Here is a 16,317-nt window from a genome sequence, read left to right as displayed (position 1 = left end):
ATGCGTATCGTGATCAACCGCTTCTTCGTCGCGTCGTCCCTCGCCGCGAGCCTGCTCCTGGTGGTCCTGCTGGCGGTGTCCGCGCCGGCCAGCGCCCAGCGCGCCGGCTTCCACGGCGGCGGCGCGCGGGCCAGCGCCCATACCAGCGTCAACCGACCCGTGCAGCGCCCGCAGGGAGGCAACGTGAACCGCGGGGGGAACATCAACCGCAACATCGACGGCAACCGCAACGTCGATCGAAACGTCAACCGCAACGTGAACCGGAACGTCAACCGCAACGTCAACGTGGATGTGGACTACCACGACGATCACTGGAACCACTGGGACGATCATCCCTTCGCCACCGCCGCAGCTGTGACAGCCGGCGTGGCCGTGACCTCGGCGGTGATCGGCTCGATCGTGAATTCCGTGCCCCCCAGCTGCGTGACCACGGTGATCAACGGCATGGCTTACCAGCAGTGCGGCAACGTCTGGTACGAGCCGCGCTATGCGGGCACCACCGTGCAGTACGTGGTGATCAATCCGCCGCGATGACTCGGTAGTTTTTCCTGTCCTCCTACCGTAGTTATGCGCATTACGCGCGCCCGGCACTGCATTACCGTGGGGCTGTAACCACCGGCCGCCACGGCCCGCCCCAGGACGGCTGCGACCGCAGCGCGTCTTTCCATCCCGCCTTTGGAGACTCGCGTCATGAAAGCCTTTGCCATCGCCGTCCTGGCGACTTCTCTGGTCGCCTGTGCATCCACCCCGACCGTCAAGACCGACTTCGATCCGTCGGCCAGCTTCGCCTCGTACAAAACCTATACCTGGGCAATGAAACCCCAGGCGGGCTCACCGCTGGTGCAGCAACGCATCATCGATGGCATCAACGCACGGCTGCAGGCCAAGGGGCTGCGCGAAGCGCCCAACGGCGATATCGCCCTGGCCGCGCATATCGTCACTGGCCAGAAGCAGACCCTGGACACCTTCTACACCGGCACCGGCATGGGTGGTTGGGGCTGGCGCGGCGGTGGCTGGGGCGGCGGGATGGCGATGGGCAATGCGACTACCACCGTTCGCACGTATGACGTCGGCACGCTGGTCGTGGACATGTTCGACGCCAAGACCAAGCAGGCGGTCTGGCGCGGCACCGCCAGCGGCACCGTGCCGACCTCGCCGGACAAGGTCAACGCGGCGGTGGAAGCCGGGCTGGACAAGCTGTTTGCTGCGTTCCCGCCGGGCACGACCGCCGCACGCTGATCGCTGCGGACGGTCCGCGATGCGTTCAACCGCGTAGGCCCGTGCCGGGCTGTTCCCCTCCCACCGGCACGGGCCCACGCATTTCGCCGCGCACGCCGACTGCACGGCCGGTTACCCATCCCCCGAGGTGCCCTGTGTCGATCGGCCCTGCCGTATGCCTGCTGTCGCTGTTCAGCGTGCTCACGCCCTGCGCCGCGATCGCCCAGCAGTCTGCCGCGCCGTCGCCCGCACCCGCGACCGCCGCGGCGCCGCGGGTGTCGCTGTTCCGTGACGCCGAGGACGGCCGCTTCGACATGTCGCGCTGGCTGCTCGAGCACCGCGGATTCCTGCCGGTGCCGATCATCGTCACAGATCCGGCCGTAGGCAATGGCGGTGGCGTGGCGCTGGCGTTCTTCCACCGCCCGACGTCCTCGGGGGCGACGGGCGAGGACGGTGCCCCGAAGATGGTCACGCCGGACATCTACGGCGGTGGGGCCATGCGCACCTCCAATGGCAGTGAAGCCTACGGTGTCGGCGCCTCGCTGCACTTCGACGAGGACCGCTGGCGCTATCGCGGTGGCGTGGCCAAGGCCTCGTTCAACCTGGGCTTCTACACGCCCGGGACGCTGCTGCCCACGCAGAAGATCGAGTACAACATGGACGGACTGATGTCCTTCCAGCAGGGGTTCCGGCGTCTGGGCGAGCGCGATCTGTACCTCGGCCTGGCCTGGGTCTACATGGACCTGGACATCGGCTTCGACGTTGCCTCCGACCGCGATCGCTTCCAGCCCCATGAGCTGTCCAAGCGCAGCTCGGGCCTGGGGCTGTCGCTGGAGTACGATTCGCGCGACAACCCATTCACGCCCTCCAGCGGGTGGCTGGGCATGGTCGAAGGCAATTTCTATCTGCCCGGGATCGGCAGCGATGCCAGCTTCCAGAGCTATCGCGGGCACGCCTACGGCTACTGGCCGCTGGGCAGACACTTCGTCCTCGGCGGGCGCGCGGATGCGCGCTGGGCCAACGGCGATGTTCCGTTCTATCGGTTGCCCTACATCGACCTGCGCGGCATTGGTTCGGCGCGCTACCAGGACACGCGGGCCGCGGTGCTGGAGAGCGAGCTGCGCTGGAACATGACCCAGCGCTGGGCCCTGATCGGCTTCGTCGGCGCGGGTCGCACCTGGGGACGGCACAACAGTTTCGGGGACGGTGCCAGCCAGGTCTCCAAAGGCGCGGGCGTGCGCTATCTGATCGCCCGGCAGTTGGGCATGCATGTAGGCCTCGACTATGCCTGGGGGCCGGAGGACGACACGTTCTACATCCAGGTGGGCAGCGCGTGGCGCTGACGCGCCCCGGGCAGCGCCTGCCATGGATCGCAGCGCTCGCCTGCGCGTGGCTGTGCGGCGGTGGCGCGCTGTCGCCGCTGCACGCGGCCGAACCCGTTGCGGCCGACGACGCGGACGGCCAGGGCGGTCATTGTGGCGTCCGCGGCCCGGGTGACACGCGGCCCCGGATCGGGCTGGCGCTGGGCGGTGGCGGCGCACGGGGCATCGCGCATGTCCGCATCCTCAAACAGCTCGAGGCGCTGCACATTCCGGTGGACTGCATCGCCGGTACCAGTGCCGGCGCGCTGGTCGGTGCCCTGTACGCGTCCGGCTCCACGCCCGAGCAGATCGAGCAGCTGGTGCTGAGCACCGAATGGCTGAGCCTGTTCACCGATACCTTGCCGCGCCGCGAGCGCTCGCTGCGACGCAAGGCCGACGACTATGCCCAGCTGGCCCCGATCGGCATCGGGCTGGGCGGCGAGGGCAAGGCGGTCGCGCTGGCCGGGGGTGTCTCCGAAGGCGAGAAGCTGATCGCCCTGTTCGAGCGCGCGACCGGGGGCGGCCGGGTCAATGGCCGTTTCGACGACCTGCCGATTCCGTTCCGGGCGGTCGCCACCGACATCAATACCGGCAAGCCGGTGGTGTTGTCCGAGGGCAGCCTGCCGATGGCGATGCGGGCCAGCATGTCATTGCCGGGCATCTTCCGTCCGGTGGTGATCCATGACCAGGTACTGCTCGACGGTGGCCTCTCCAACCAGGTGCCGATCGACGTGGTGCGGGCGATGGGCGCCGACCGGGTGATCGCGGTGGACGTGGGCACGCCGTTGAGCGCGCTGGACCGCAACGCCAGCCTGGTGGATGTGATCAGCCAGCTCAGCGGGTTCCTGACCACGCGCAGCGCGCAGGCGCAGCTGGACAGTCTGGGCACGCAGGATCTGCTGATCTCGCCGGACCTGACCGGCAAGGTCGCCACCGGTGATTTCGACAAGGCGCCCGAGGCGTTGCGGATCGGCCAGCTCGCCGCCGACCAGGCCGCGCCGGCGCTGCAGGCGTTCGCGCAGACGCCGCAGACCTACACCCGGCTGGCCGCGCAGCGGGCCGGGCGGGCCCCGTCCGCGGTGCCGACCATGATCGATTTCGTCGAGGTCGACAACCACACCGGGTATGCCGACGCGTTGCTGCTGTCCTATCTCCCGGTCCGCATCGGCCAACCGCTGGATGTGGAGGCGATGCAGGCCGGCGTACTGCGCGCCTATGGCATGGGAACGCTGGCCAGCATCAACTACGAGATCCAGGCGCGCGACGGCAGGACCGGTGTCGTGGTGTCGGCCTATCCCAAGCCCAACGGACCGGTGTACCTGGAGGCCGGGTTGAGCCTGAGCAACGACCTCGAAGGCAATCACGAAAGCAACCTGCGCGCCGGCCTGCTGTTCTCGCCCCTGTCGCCTTACGGCGCCGAAGCGCGCATCGCGCTGCAGATCGGCAGCGAACCCGGCCTCACCGGCCAGTACTACCACCCCTTCGACCTGCACAATCGATACGCCTTCCAGGCCGGTGGGGGTTTCCAGACCCGCAGCTTCAATCTCTACGACGATGCCGGCGACAAGATCGCGCGCTATCGCGTGCGCCGGACCGGGGCCACGGTGGCGCTGTTCCGCAATGTGTCCAACGTGCTCGCGTTGTCCGTGGGGGTAGAGCGCTACACAGGCAACGCCGAAGTGGAAGTCGGCGACCCGACCATCCCCCGCGTGAACTTCGAAGAGGGGGCATGGATCGTGCAGGCCACGCTGGACGACATCGACAGCGTCTACTTCCCCCGCAACGGCTATCTGGTCACCGTCGGCACCTACCAGTCCAGCCCCGGCCTGGGCGCGGACGCGCGGTTCGGCCAGATCGATCTGGATGCCGTGGCCGCCCGATCGTTCGGCAAGCACGCCCTGCAGCTGGGGCTGCGCTACCACGTCACCTCCTCCGGCACCGCACCGGTGCAGAACCTCTACCGGCTGGGCGGGCGCTGGCGGCTCGCCGGATTCCAGCAGAACCAGCTGACAGGGCAGGATTACGCACTCGGCTTTGCCGGGTATACCTATGAGCTGGGCACGCTGCTGGGGCGCTCGGCGCAGGTCGGTGGCACGGTCGAATATGGCAATGCCTGGCAGCGGCGCAGCGACATGTCGTTGAGCGACGGCATCTGGAACGGCAGCCTGTTCCTCGGCTTCGACTCGTGGGTCGGCCCGTTGATCTTCGGCATGGGATTCCGCGAAGGCGGCGAGAACGTGCTCTTCATCGAGCTGGGGCAATCGCTGTGATGCCGGCCAGCGGCCGGCACTACCAGGGCGAACAAGCAACGCACAGGTAGTGCCGGCCGCTGGCCGGCAGCGCGGGCAGGCCGAACAAGCAACGCACGGGTAGTGCCGGCCGCTGGCCGGCAGCGCGGGTCACCACACCTGCGACAGAATCACCCCGAGCGCGCCGCACCAGCACACGATCACGAACCAGGCCAGCACCGCATTCGCGCTGATGCCGCGGTGGCGGACGAACAGGCTCAGCACCAGCGCCGCCACCAGGGGCAGCACGAACAGGCTGACGATCCAGACCAGCGGGTGACCGTGCATGGGACCTCCTTGGCCGTGGCTCAGTTCAACGTCTTGTCGGGGTAGTAGCGGGTGCCTTTGACGGTCAGTTCCGCCGCCAGGCCGCTTTCGGTCATCTGGTACACCCAGACGTTGTCGGAGATCTGCACTGCGCCGGTAAGCCCACCGCCGGCCTTGTCCACCTTCGCCGCCAGCGTGGCCTGGCCGCCGATCTCGATGCCGCGGGTGATGAAGTCCTGGTACGCCTCGGGCGTCTTGAACACCCAGACCAGGTCGAAGGTCTTGGCGCCAAAGCCCAGCCCCGCCTGGATCTCCACCATGCGCATGAAGGTCTCCCGGCCACTGCGGTTGTCGATGGCCACGCCGTGCCCACCGCCGCCGCCGGCAATCAATACCTTGACCCCGAAGCTGCGGAAGACCGCGTAACCCGCGGCGTGCTCCACGGCCTGGCGTGCATCCGGCTGCGCGGCATACAACCGCGACAGCACCGCGGCCGTGGCGGTCCGCGCCTGGTTCTGCGCCTCGATCTTTTCGGTGGAGGGCGGCGCGTCGCTGCGCGCGGGGCTGGAGGTGCTGCAGCCGAGGGGAGCCACAGCCAGCAGGATCAGTGCCGTGCCAACAAGGAGCGGACGGTTCATGGGAAGCTGCCTCATTCGGGAAAGACCAGGGTCACGATCAACCGGCCGGTCCAGCGGCTGGCGTAGTGCGGCCGGTCCACGTTGTAGAAGCCGCCGACACCGATGCTGATCGGGGTATGCCCGAGCCTGAGCACTTTGGAGACGGTGGCGCCCAGGGGCACCGTCCAGGCATCGCCGCTGGCCGCCTTCCAGTTGTAATTGGTTTCCGAGGTGACGCTGAGTGACCAGCCATCGGGCAGGTTGCGGGTCACGAACGGCTGCACGCTGGTGCTGCTGACATCCTCACGGTCGCCATCGCCGCCGACCGACCAGACGTGGTTGGCCAGTGCGCCCACCGTCCACTTCTGCGTCTTGTGGACCAGGATGAAGGCTGGGCCAAGCGAGTACTTGCCCGTGCCGAGACTGTCGTGCGAAGCGGTGTCCAGCAGCGCGGCGAAGCCGTAGCCGAATTCGGTGCCATGCGCTTCAGCCGCGGTCCTGGGGATGTAATACCCCTGTACGAACAGATCCCCGGTGCCGTGTTTGTCCTGCGGAAACTGGTTCCAGCTCAGCGGCAGGATCGGGCGCAGGATGAACTTGCCGTTCTCGCCGACGAACGGAATCACCGGCTGGATCTTCAGCTGCTGGTTGTGGAACGCATCCCCGGGGCCGACCGCGCCCTGGTAGTTGTATTGGAACGGCACCGAGATCAGCGCCGCACCGGGATCGGCGAGCTTGCGCGCGATATCGTCGGAGGACGCCGATCCCGCCGGCGCCTCCTGCGCGGCCAGCGGCACAGTGCACGCGCTGGCGAGCAGCAGCAGCAGCCAGCGGCCCCGTGCGCGCGCGTCATTCATCGCGGCGCATCCACGACGATGTACTGCACGGTGGTGCCCGCATAGCGCGGCTGGTACCAGGCGTTGTCGCACTGCTGGTAACCGATGCCGTTGACCACGACCGTGCTGCAGTCCACCGGCAGCGAGTACACCACCGAGCCGATCACCGCCGAGGTGACCGCGACGCCCGCGGTGAAGGCGGCGGCGTCCCAGAACGGGTGATCCCAGTAGGGCGGCGGAGGCGGAGGCGGCGGTGGCCCCGGCGGATGCGGCCCGGGTCCAGGACCAGGGCCAGGCGGATGGGGTCCCGGACCGGGTCCCGGCCCCGGAGCAGGGTGGGGACCGGGACCTGGGCCAGGATGCGGGCCGGGCTCCGGGCGCGGGCCCGGACCGGGATGGGGTGCGGGGCCAGGGCCCGGCGGGTGCGGCGCGAACCCGCCGCCCCCATGAGGCAGACCGCCACCGCCGAAGCCGCCGGCATGGGCGATGGAAGGATGGGCGAAGCCGCGCAGCCCGGGACGTGCACCGGCATCGGCGGGCAGCAGCGAAGCGCCCAGCAGCACGGTGAACAGGGCCGGGGACAATGCAGCACGCAGGCAAGCGGAACGGTCCATGCTCAGTTCTCCCCGTCAGTGGTCTGTGCGGCCAGCGCGACCGGCACGAACACGATCTTGGTCGCGCCCTTGGGATCGAACGCCAACTCCCTGGCGGTCACCGCGCGCCGCGTATCCCAGTTCAACGTGGCCTGGTAGGCGGGCAACGCCGGGTCGCTGTGGCTGGTGATCGCCAGCTGCCGGGGCAGGTGGGTGGCATCGGAGATCCAGACCTGCCAATCCACGCCCGGTTGCCGGAACGCGTAGTGTTGTGTCGCTTCGCCGCCGATCCGCGCGCTGCCGACGCGCAATGCGGACTGCAGCTGATCGGTCGGGAATGCGGGCGTGCCCCATAGGAACAGATCCGCCAGCGGCAGCTCGATGCCATAGGTGGTGGCCGATTCGGTCAGCAGCGCCTGGCTGCTCTTGTTCAATCCCTCCAGCGTGGCGTAGTACTTCAGCCGCGGCGAATAGATCGTCAGCGCCTTGCCGTCGTAGAACAGCTGGCGATGCTGGTCCTCGCTCTGGATTTCCACGAAGAAGCGGTCCGGCCCCAGCACGCGGTACGTCACCGTGCCGGGCAGGGCGATCTTCTGGCCATCATCGAGCACGTACTCGGTGCTGGTGGTGGCGTTGAGGGTGAAGTGCGGCAGCGCGCGCAGGGCCGCGCCCATGCGCGTGAGTGCCTGTACGGCCTCGGTATCAACGCTGGCCGCCGCGGGCTGGGCCGCCAGCGGAGGAGGAAGCAGGAGCAGGGGTCCGATCAGGACCAGCGCCAACAGCAGGCCCGATGAGGTGCGCGGCATGACAGTCTCCAGAGTGTCGTCAGTGGGGCGCGCGACGGGCCGACCCTGCTGACACTCTGCGCACCGCCCACGCGACGGACAACCGGAGTTACACGGTAAGTCGCTAGGTATTTATACGCAGGCACCGGCATCGCGCCGGTGCCTGCGTAGTGGGCTCAGGGGGTGCGGGCGGAGGGCGGCCCACCCGCGGCGATCCACGCGTCCACGGCCTGGCTGACCACGGTCATCGGCATTGCCCCATTGCCCAGGATCAGATCGTGGAAGGCGCGGATGTCGAACCGGTCGCCCAGTTCCCTGCGGGCGTGCTCACGCAGTTCCAGCAGCCGCAGCTGGCCCATCTTGTAGGACGAGGCCTGGCCGGGCTGCACCAGGTAGCGGTTGACCTCGATGCGGACGTCGGCCGGGCTCATGCCGGTCTTCTCCTCCATGTAGGCGACGGCCTGCTCGGGCGTCCAGCGTTTGCGGTGCAGACCGGTATCGACCACCAGCCGCACCGAGCGGAACATCTCGGCCTGCAGGCGGCCCAGGTCACCGGCGGGGTCATCGCGGTACACGCCGGCCTCGGCCATCAACTGTTCGGCATACAGTGCCCAGCCTTCGCTGAAGGCGCTGGGATTGAGGCTGCGGCGCAGCATCGGCAGGTCGGTCAGGGTCTGGCCGATCGAGATCTGGAAGTGATGGCCCGGCGATCCCTCGTGATAGGTGAGGGTGGGAATGCTCCAGCGCGTGTTGGAGCGGATGTCGCCCAGGTTGATGAAGAAGGTGCCCGGGCGCGAGCCATCCATCGCCGGCGGGTAGTAATAGCCGCCCGGCGAGGTGGCCTGCATGTGCGCGGGCACCGGCTGCACCAGCAGTTTCTGTGTCGGCAGGTGGCCGAAGTAGGTCGGCAGGATCGGATCGAGGTCGCGCAGGCGCTGCTCGATGTCGCCGATCAGCTGCGTGCGGCCGGCATCGCTGTCCTCGTAAAGGTAGCGCGGGTCCTTGCGCAGCTGCGCGATGCGCGCGGCGACGCTTCCGTCGCGCAGGCCGAGCTGTTTCAGACGGGCATCCATGCGCGTGTCCAGCCGCGCCACTTCGCGCAGCCCGATCTGGTGGATCGCATCGGCATCCAGGTCGGTGCTGGTATACCAGCGAAGCGCGGCATCGTAGTACGCCTTGCCGTCCGGCAGTGCCCACACCCCCTTGTTGCCGGGATGGGTCGCCAGTGTTGCCTGCACGTTGTCGAGCAGGCGCTGATAGCCCGGGTTCACCGCATCGCGCACCGCCGTGGTGGCCTGTGCGATCAGTTCAGCGCGCCGGGACGCGGGGATCGAGGGCACCTTGTCCAGTTTGCGCTGCAATGACTGCACCCACAGGCTGTCCTGCGGCGCCGGTTTCAGCAGGGCACGGTACTGGTTGGCCGCGCCCTCCAGCGCCACCTCGGGCGGCACCACGCCCAGGCGGGCCTGCATGTCCACGTTGGCGCGGACCTGGTCCAGCTTGGAGCCCATCGCCTGCAGCCGTGCGATGTAATGACGGGCGCTGGTCTCGTCGGTGACCGCATGCTGGTTGTCCATGAACTGCGGCAGGTTGACCGGCAGGCTGAACAACTGGTCCACGGCGTAGGTGCTGCCGCCGACCGGCAACCAGGCCGCGGCCCACGGCACGGCCATCAGATCGATCTGGGTCTGGTAGAACCAGCGCGCCAGTCCGTCGCTGAGCCGTTGCTGCGAATCCAGCGGCGGGCCTTTCCAGGCACGGATCTGCGCCAGGTTGTCGACCAGGAAGCGGCGGTTGATCTCGCGCCGGGCCAGCGAGACGTCGGTCAGCTGGCCGGACAGATCACCGGCGGCATCGCCACTGATGCCGAGCATCGTGCGCAGTTCCGGATCGGCGTTGATCGCGGCCATCGTCTGCACATCGAGCAGGGCATTGAACGAGGTGGCGGCCGGGGCGCTGGCGGGGGGCGGTGCCTGCGCCTGCGCCCGGTTCGAGGGAAGCGTCAAGGCGGCTGCGATCGCGAGGGCGAGCACGGCGGGGAAACGGCGGGCGGGCGTGGTCGGAATCACAGGGCGATCTCCGTTGGCGGGCGGGCTGCGCGCAGGCTACGCCAGCGCAGGGGTGGCCGCACCTGCGGATCGTCACGGCTGCGCAGGCGGCAGTCTCCGGGGCGTTGTCATGGCAGACGGCCGAACACGGTTGGCTATGTGGATATGCCCGAAGGTAAGGGCATTCACGCGTGTCCGGCGGCATGCGTTGAATGAAATCAGTCACTTGAGCCGCGCTCTCGACAGGAGCATGCAACGCGTGCTCAGCGCACGCGTCCAGGTCGATTGACGCTCTGCAACAAGTTTGCAAGATGTGCCGCAGGGTCATCCGGGGAACCTGTCTTGCCAGCTTCGTATCTGCCACGGCGATGTCGCCGCTGACGTGCCGCCTGCGCCGCTCCATCGTCTCTTTCGGGCGTGATGCCCGACCTTTGCGGAAAACACCATGAATCCTCGCGCCACCGTGCCGCGACGTCGTCGCCTGTCCGTCGCCGTGCTTGCCAGCCTGCTCACTGCGGCCCCGGTCCATGCCCAGACCGCGGGAAGCGCGCCGGCAGTGACCCAGCTCGACCAGCTCACCGTTCTCGGCAACCGCACCCAGGCGCGCACCGTGCTGGAGTCGCCGGTGCCGATCGATGTGCTGGGCGCCGAGGACATCCACAGCAGCGGTTACACCGACATCAGCCAGATCCTGCAGTCGCTGCTGCCTTCGTTCAATTTCCCGCACCCGACCACGCCGGATGGCAACACGCACATCCGCTCGGCGACGCTGCGCGGGCTGTCGCCGGATCAGACCCTGGTGCTGGTCAACGGCAAGCGCCGGCATGCCAGTGCCTGGGTCAACACCGGCGGCACGGTGGGCAAGGGCGCGGTCTCCACCGACCTCAATGCCATCCCGGTGAGTGCCATCGAGCGGATCGAGGTGCTGCGCGATGGCGCCTCCGCCCAGTACGGTTCCGATGCGATCGCCGGGGTGATCAACATCGTGCTGCGCGAGGACGACGGCTTCGAGGGTCGGGTCAGCCGCGGCACGACCCGCGATGGCGGCGGTGGCACCACGGCGGTGGCGCTGGACACCGGCGTGGCGTTTGCCGACGGCGGCGGCCTCCACCTCACCTGGGACTACCGTGACCGCAAGGCGGCCAACCGCGCTTTGCCCGATACCCGCCAGCAGTACTTCGGGATCGGCCGCAACGGTGCGCCGGTGGCGCCGTCGGGTACCTTCGGCTCCGGCACGGGCCTGGCACCGATCGGGGGCGCAGGGGCAGGCGCTGTGGCCGACCCGCGCGAAGCCACCATCGACCGCGATGCACTGTGGCGCTTCGCCGACTCGGCCGACACCGTGGAGAAGACGGTGTTCGGCAACCTGCGCAGACCGCTGGCCTGGGCCGAAGGACTGGAGGCATACGCGTTCGGTGGCTACGGGGTGAGCGAGGGCAGTTCGAACGCCTCGCTGCGCCGCGCCGGCCAGGTCGAGAACGTGCGCGCGATCTATCCGGACGGATTCCTGCCCTGGGTGGATACCCAGAGCACCAACGCCTCTCTCGGCGCGGGCATCAAAGGTCTGGCCGGCGATTGGCACTGGGACCTGAGCAGCGTCTACGGCCGCAACAAGCTGGTCTACCGCACCCGCAATACGCTCAATGCAACGCTCGGCGCAGACAGTCCGACCGCCTTCTACAACGGCGCCCTCGAGGCCTCGCAGTGGACCACCAACCTGGATGCGAACAACAGCATCGACCTTGGCTGGCATGCGCCGCTGCGGCTGGCGGTGGGGGCGGAGTTCCGCCGCGACACCTACGGCATCTCGCCGGGTGAACTGGATTCGTACGTGTGGGGGCCGGCGCGCGTGCTCGATGGTCCCTCCGCCGGCGCCGTGCCCACGATCGGGTCCCAGGGGTTTGCCGGCATCCAGCCGGCCGACGCCGGCAACCACCACCGCCACAACGTCTCAGCCTATGCGGAAGCCGAGACCGATGTCACCGATCGCTTCCTGGTCTCCCTCGCCGGGCGCTGGGAGGATTACAGCGATTTCGGCAGCACCACCAACGGCAAGCTGGCCCTGCGCTATCAGCTCGACGGCGGGGTGGCATTGCGCGCCTCGGTCAGCACCGGCTTCCACGCGCCCGCATTGGCCCAGCAGTACTTCAGTTCCACCAGCAGCCGCACCCTCAACAACGCGGTGACCGGCGTGCCGGAGTACGTGCTGGTACGCACCGCACCCGTGGATACGGTCGAAGCACGTGCCTTGGGCGCGCGCTCGCTGGAGCCGGAGCAGGCCACCAATTTCACCGCCGGGCTCACCTGGGGCATCGGCGGACTGAGCGCGTCGCTGGATGTGTACCGGATCGACATCGACGACCGGATCTTCCTCTCCAGCAACTTCGTCGATGCGGCCGGGTCCACCGCGATCCGCGACTATCTGGCGGCGCTGGGTTCGCCAGGCGTGACCAGCGTGCGCTACTTCAGCAATGCCGCGGATACCCGCACCACCGGCGTGGACGCCTCGGCCCGCTACCGCTGGGAACTGGCGGATTACGGCCGGCTCACCGCCACCGTCGCCTACAACCGCAACAAGACCGAGTTGACCCACGTCGCCTCGACGCCGGCCCAGCTGACCGCGCTCGGCGTGCGCACGCCCCTGTTCGATGTCACCGAGCGCACCCGCGTCGAGAAAGGCCAGCCGCGTGACAACCTGACCGTCGCGCTGGGCTGGGATGTCGGCCGTTGGGGCATCCACCTGGGCACGCACCGCTACGGTGAGATCGAAGGCGTGGCGGCGACCAACCAGAGCGCGGCCAACGTCGCGGCCTTCGCACAGGGCTCGACCCGCTTCCGCACGCTGCCGACCGAGGCGGGGAGCGCGGGCAACGTCGACGTGATCCAGACGTTGGAAGCGCGCTGGGTCACCGATCTGGACATCGCCTTCCGCGCGACCGATGCCGTCACCCTCGTGCTGGGCGCCAACAATCTGTTCAACACCTATCCCACCCGTAACATCGCGACCACCCCGCAGGTCTCCGGTGCGGATACCTTTGGCGTGTTCCCGTACAGCGAGCTGTCGCCGTTCGGCTGGAGTGGCACCTACTACTACGCGCGCCTGGAGACCCGTTTCCGATGAACCGTCCCGTCCCGCACTCCCCGCTACCCACCGATCCGCAGCGCCGCCACTGGCTGCGCGCCGGGCTGACCAGCGCGGCGGCGGTCGCACTGGCACCGGCGGCGGCGCAGGCACGAACTGCTCCACCGGTCCCGGCACCTGCTGGTGCTACCCATACCGTGCTGCGGCTGGATCTCAACGAAAGCAGCTACGGACCGTCACCGCAGGTCGGCCCGGCGGTACAGCGCGCATTGGCGGACGCACCGCGCTATGTGGGCGCGGCACAGTTGCAGGCGCTGCAACAGCAGATCGCCACGCTGGAGGGGGTCACGCCGGAGCAGGTCGTGGTCGGTGAAGTGCTCGAAGCGCTCGGCCAGCACCTCGCGCTCAGCCAGGGTGCCGGTGACTTCATCTACTCGGTGCCGGGCTACGGCGCGTTGGTGGATGCGGCGAAGCCGTTCGGCGGACGGGCGGTGGAAGTCCCGTTGAACGCCCGGCTGGAAAACGACCTGCCTGCATTGCTCGCAGCCGTCGGGCCGGACACGCGCGCGCTGTTCGTGGTCAACCCGCACAACCCCTCCGGTACGCGCAGCCCGGGCGCGGACTTCGATCGTTTCGTGACCGCTGCGCAGGCGCGCAGCCTGGTGATCGTCGACGAGGCGTATCTCGACTACCGCGAGGATGCGGCCACGCTGAGCGCGGTACGCCTGCTGCGACAGGGGCAGAACGTGGTCGTGTTCCGCACCCTCGGCAAAATCCACGCCCTGGCCGGGCTGCAGATCGGCTATGCGCTGGTGCCTCTGGCGCTTGCCGGGGCGCTGCGCCAGCGTGGCGTTGGCGGGGCCCATGCGCAGAACCAGCTGTCACTGGCCGCCGCGTCGGCGGCGCTTGCCGATACCGCGCACGTAGACCAGGTACGCCGCACCGTGACCGCCGAGCGGCAACGATGGCAGCAGGTGCTCGGCGACCTGCGCCTGCGATCCACCGAAGCGGCCGGCAATTTCGTGTTCGTCGATAGCGGGCGCCCGCACGCGACGGTCGCGGCCGGCCTCCTGCAGCAGGGCGTGCGCATCGCCCGGGTGTTCGCCCCGTATGACACCTGGGTGCGCATCACGATCGGCACGCCTGCTGAAAACCTGCGTGCACAGCAGGCGTTGCGCACGGTATTGGCTTAGCCGCGGACACGCTCGAAGCCGTCCGCGCTCCACTCTTCACTGCCCACGCCGTGATGGATCACGAACAGACCCTGCGGATCGTAACGGCGCTTGGCCGCCTGCAACCGCGGGTAGTTCGGTCCCCAGAAGGCCTGCTGCCAGTCTTTCTGGAAGTAGTCGCTCTCCGAGACATAGGCCGGCGCCGACGGCGCCACCACGCTCAGTGCCTGGTAGGCGCGCGCGACGTTCAACGCACCGCGGCGTGCACGGGGCTCATCGACGTTCAGGCCGAGGCCCGGATACACCGGCCCGCTGGCGTTGCCGATGATCGCCAGCGCGAAGGCATCCAGCACCGCCGGATGGGTGGCGGTCTCGCGGCTGGCCGCCAGCGCCGCCGCGGGCGCCCCGAACAGGCCCTTGTTGCAGTGCATGCCGACATCCATGTGTTCAGCGGCCGCGCAGAGGGCTGCGGCCGCCTGCGTGCGCCGGGCATCGTCCAGCAGGGAGGAGGGCAGCCAGGCCGAGGCGTAGCCATGCAGGAACCAGCCGACCTGACCCTGGTCCCCCTTCCACAGCATGTGCCGGGAGGCGGCGCCCTCGCGGGTGTCCTCGGCGATCAGCGCGGGGGCATGCTCGCGGAAGAAATCCGCGTCCCACATGTGGCGGGCGGGCATCGCCAATGCCTGCAGGGGGTCGGTGATGGTGTACGCCGGCCGGGCGCGGACCCAGTCCAGGAACGGCGTCCAGGTCGCTTCGGCCGCGTCGCGCGACAGGCCCTGGAATACCATCGAGATCGACAGCCGCCGCGTGTCCTTGAACGTGAACTGCTCGCCCCAGTGTGCGTTGCACAGCGTGTCGCGGTAGAAGCGCAGCATCTCCGCCGCCAGGGCCTGCCAGCTGGCGTCGTCGCTGGCCTGGATCTGGCAGGAGACGCCGCCGAAGGTGTCGGGCAGGGCATGGGTGCGCAGCGTCATCCGGGTGACGATCCCGAAACTCGCCGCGCAGCCGCCTTTCAGTGCCCAGAACAGTTCGGGGTCATTGTCGGCGTTGACGATGCGGACCTGACCGTCGGCGGTGACGATCTCGGCTTCGAGCAGGCTGGCCGCGGCCGTGCCATGGGCCTTGGAGAAACTGCCGAAGCCGCCGCCGGTGACCAGTCCGGTCACGCCTACCGAGGTGCAGCCGCCGCCCTGGACATAGCGCCCACCGCGGGTGGTGACCGCATCGTAGGCATCGATCCACATCGCCCCGGCACCCACGCTGACCGCCGGCTGCGGTGCGGTGCCCGGGCGGGCGTTGTGGGCGACGAAAGCATCGTGCAGCTCGACCTGGTTCATCGCGCGGGTCCAGACCAGCAGCGAATCCGGCGCGCAGGACGTCCCGTGGTAACTGTGCCCGCCGCCTTTGACCACCAGCCGCAGGTGATGGGTCCGGGCGAAATTCACCGCGGCGGCGACATCGGCACTGTTGGCGGCGGCGACCACCTTGGCGCTGGGGACCGAACGCCACGCGCCGAAGTAGCCGCTGGTCTGGGTCAGCGCGGGCTGGTCGCCGAGGTAGAACGGATTCTGCAGCTGCTCCAGCGCCGCCGCGCGGGTGGCGGGGTCCGCGAGGAACGGCGACTGCGGCACCGACAGGCGACCGCCGACGGCACGCGACAGCCGCTCCCACGCCGCAGCGGCAGGCCAGGCAGCGGTGCCGGGACGTACCCGGGCAGCATCGGCCGCGACGGCGGTCCCGGCCTTGAGCAGCATCGGCAGCAGCGGCAGGGTCAGTCCGGCCTTGAGGCAATCGCGTCGTTTCATCGGGGTGGTTCCTGTGGCAGTGCCGTGTTCGATGCCGGCCAGTGTGGTCCCGTAGAGGCCCGCCAGCAGTGGCCTGGGGCCGAATTCCGGGGGTGAAGGGACGAGTGGCGGGGGGCCAGGGGCGACCGGTGCCCGGCAGATGCGACGCGATCGGTGCCGGTTGACGCATGCCCTACGCGGCATACCCTAGTCTGGTTCCCTTGCGCTCGCGGCCGATGCCGGGCGACCGTCCCACGACACCCGGA

Annotated in this window: 12 protein-coding genes; 6 read left to right on the top strand and 6 right to left on the bottom strand. The window is 68.8% G+C overall.

Annotated features, from left to right (window positions below; all coding sequences use genetic code 11):
- The 4 genes from ABE434_RS00685 (at position 1) to ABE434_RS00670 (ending at position 4,849) form a co-directional block, all read left to right on the top strand.
- Positions 1–534, top strand: coding sequence for a hypothetical protein (locus ABE434_RS00685; RefSeq protein ID WP_346477419.1), 534 nt, complete (start codon positions 1–3; stop codon positions 532–534).
- 156 nt (positions 535–690) lie between these two features.
- A complete protein-coding gene (locus ABE434_RS00680) occupies positions 691–1,239 on the top strand; it encodes a DUF4136 domain-containing protein (RefSeq protein ID WP_346477418.1) in 549 nt (182 codons plus the stop codon).
- A 134-nt stretch (positions 1,240–1,373) separates the two neighbouring features.
- Positions 1,374–2,561, top strand: a complete 1,188-nt coding sequence (locus ABE434_RS00675; protein WP_346477417.1) for a BamA/TamA family outer membrane protein — start codon at positions 1,374–1,376, stop codon at positions 2,559–2,561.
- Positions 2,552–4,849: a patatin-like phospholipase family protein gene (locus ABE434_RS00670; protein WP_346477416.1), complete on the top strand. Its 2,298-nt coding sequence runs from the start codon at positions 2,552–2,554 to the stop codon at positions 4,847–4,849. Before ABE434_RS00675 ends, ABE434_RS00670 begins: the two co-directional genes overlap by 10 nt.
- A 129-nt stretch (positions 4,850–4,978) precedes the next feature.
- Here the strand turns inward: ABE434_RS00670 and ABE434_RS00665 are convergent, their stop codons facing one another.
- The 5 genes from ABE434_RS00665 to ABE434_RS00645 form a co-directional block, all read right to left on the bottom strand.
- A complete protein-coding gene (locus tag ABE434_RS00665; protein WP_167390385.1) occupies positions 4,979–5,155 on the bottom strand; it encodes a hypothetical protein in 177 nt (58 codons plus the stop codon).
- Positions 5,156–5,175: 20 nt separating this feature from the next.
- Positions 5,176–5,772 carry a YSC84-related protein gene (locus tag ABE434_RS00660; protein ID WP_346477415.1) on the bottom strand — a complete coding sequence of 199 codons (597 nt, stop codon included), beginning with the start codon at positions 5,770–5,772 and terminating at the stop codon, positions 5,176–5,178.
- Positions 5,773–5,783: 11 nt separating this feature from the next.
- A complete protein-coding gene (locus ABE434_RS00655) occupies positions 5,784–6,608 on the bottom strand; it encodes a hypothetical protein (protein WP_346477414.1) in 825 nt (274 codons plus the stop codon).
- A gap of 595 nt (positions 6,609–7,203) precedes the next feature.
- Positions 7,204–7,986 carry a DUF2092 domain-containing protein gene (locus ABE434_RS00650; protein ID WP_346477413.1) on the bottom strand — a complete coding sequence of 261 codons (783 nt, stop codon included), beginning with the start codon at positions 7,984–7,986 and terminating at the stop codon, positions 7,204–7,206.
- A 155-nt stretch (positions 7,987–8,141) separates the two neighbouring features.
- Positions 8,142–10,034: a DUF885 domain-containing protein gene (locus ABE434_RS00645; RefSeq protein WP_346477412.1), complete on the bottom strand. Its 1,893-nt coding sequence runs from the start codon at positions 10,032–10,034 to the stop codon at positions 8,142–8,144.
- Positions 10,035–10,458: 424 nt separating this feature from the next.
- On the opposite strand from ABE434_RS00645, the gene ABE434_RS00640 reads away from it, so the two are divergent.
- A complete protein-coding gene (locus ABE434_RS00640) occupies positions 10,459–13,134 on the top strand; it encodes a TonB-dependent receptor (RefSeq protein ID WP_346477411.1) in 2,676 nt (891 codons plus the stop codon).
- The gene (locus tag ABE434_RS00635) at positions 13,131–14,288 is read left to right on the top strand and encodes a histidinol-phosphate transaminase (RefSeq protein ID WP_346477410.1); all 1,158 of its coding nucleotides are present in this window, start codon (positions 13,131–13,133) and stop codon (positions 14,286–14,288) included. Before ABE434_RS00640 ends, ABE434_RS00635 begins: the two co-directional genes overlap by 4 nt.
- Here the strand turns inward: ABE434_RS00635 and ABE434_RS00630 are convergent.
- Positions 14,285–16,072 carry an FAD-binding protein gene (locus ABE434_RS00630; RefSeq protein WP_346477409.1) on the bottom strand — a complete coding sequence of 596 codons (1,788 nt, stop codon included), beginning with the start codon at positions 16,070–16,072 and terminating at the stop codon, positions 14,285–14,287. The genes ABE434_RS00635 and ABE434_RS00630 overlap by 4 nt on opposite strands.
- Positions 16,073–16,317 lie beyond the last annotated feature (245 nt).

Source organism: Stenotrophomonas sp. TWI1183 (assembly GCF_039673115.1).
GTDB classification, from domain to species: domain Bacteria; phylum Pseudomonadota; class Gammaproteobacteria; order Xanthomonadales; family Xanthomonadaceae; genus Stenotrophomonas; species Stenotrophomonas maltophilia_AA.
The sequence above is the reverse complement of the archived record's forward strand: the minus strand, read 5'-3'. Positions and strand labels throughout refer to the sequence as shown.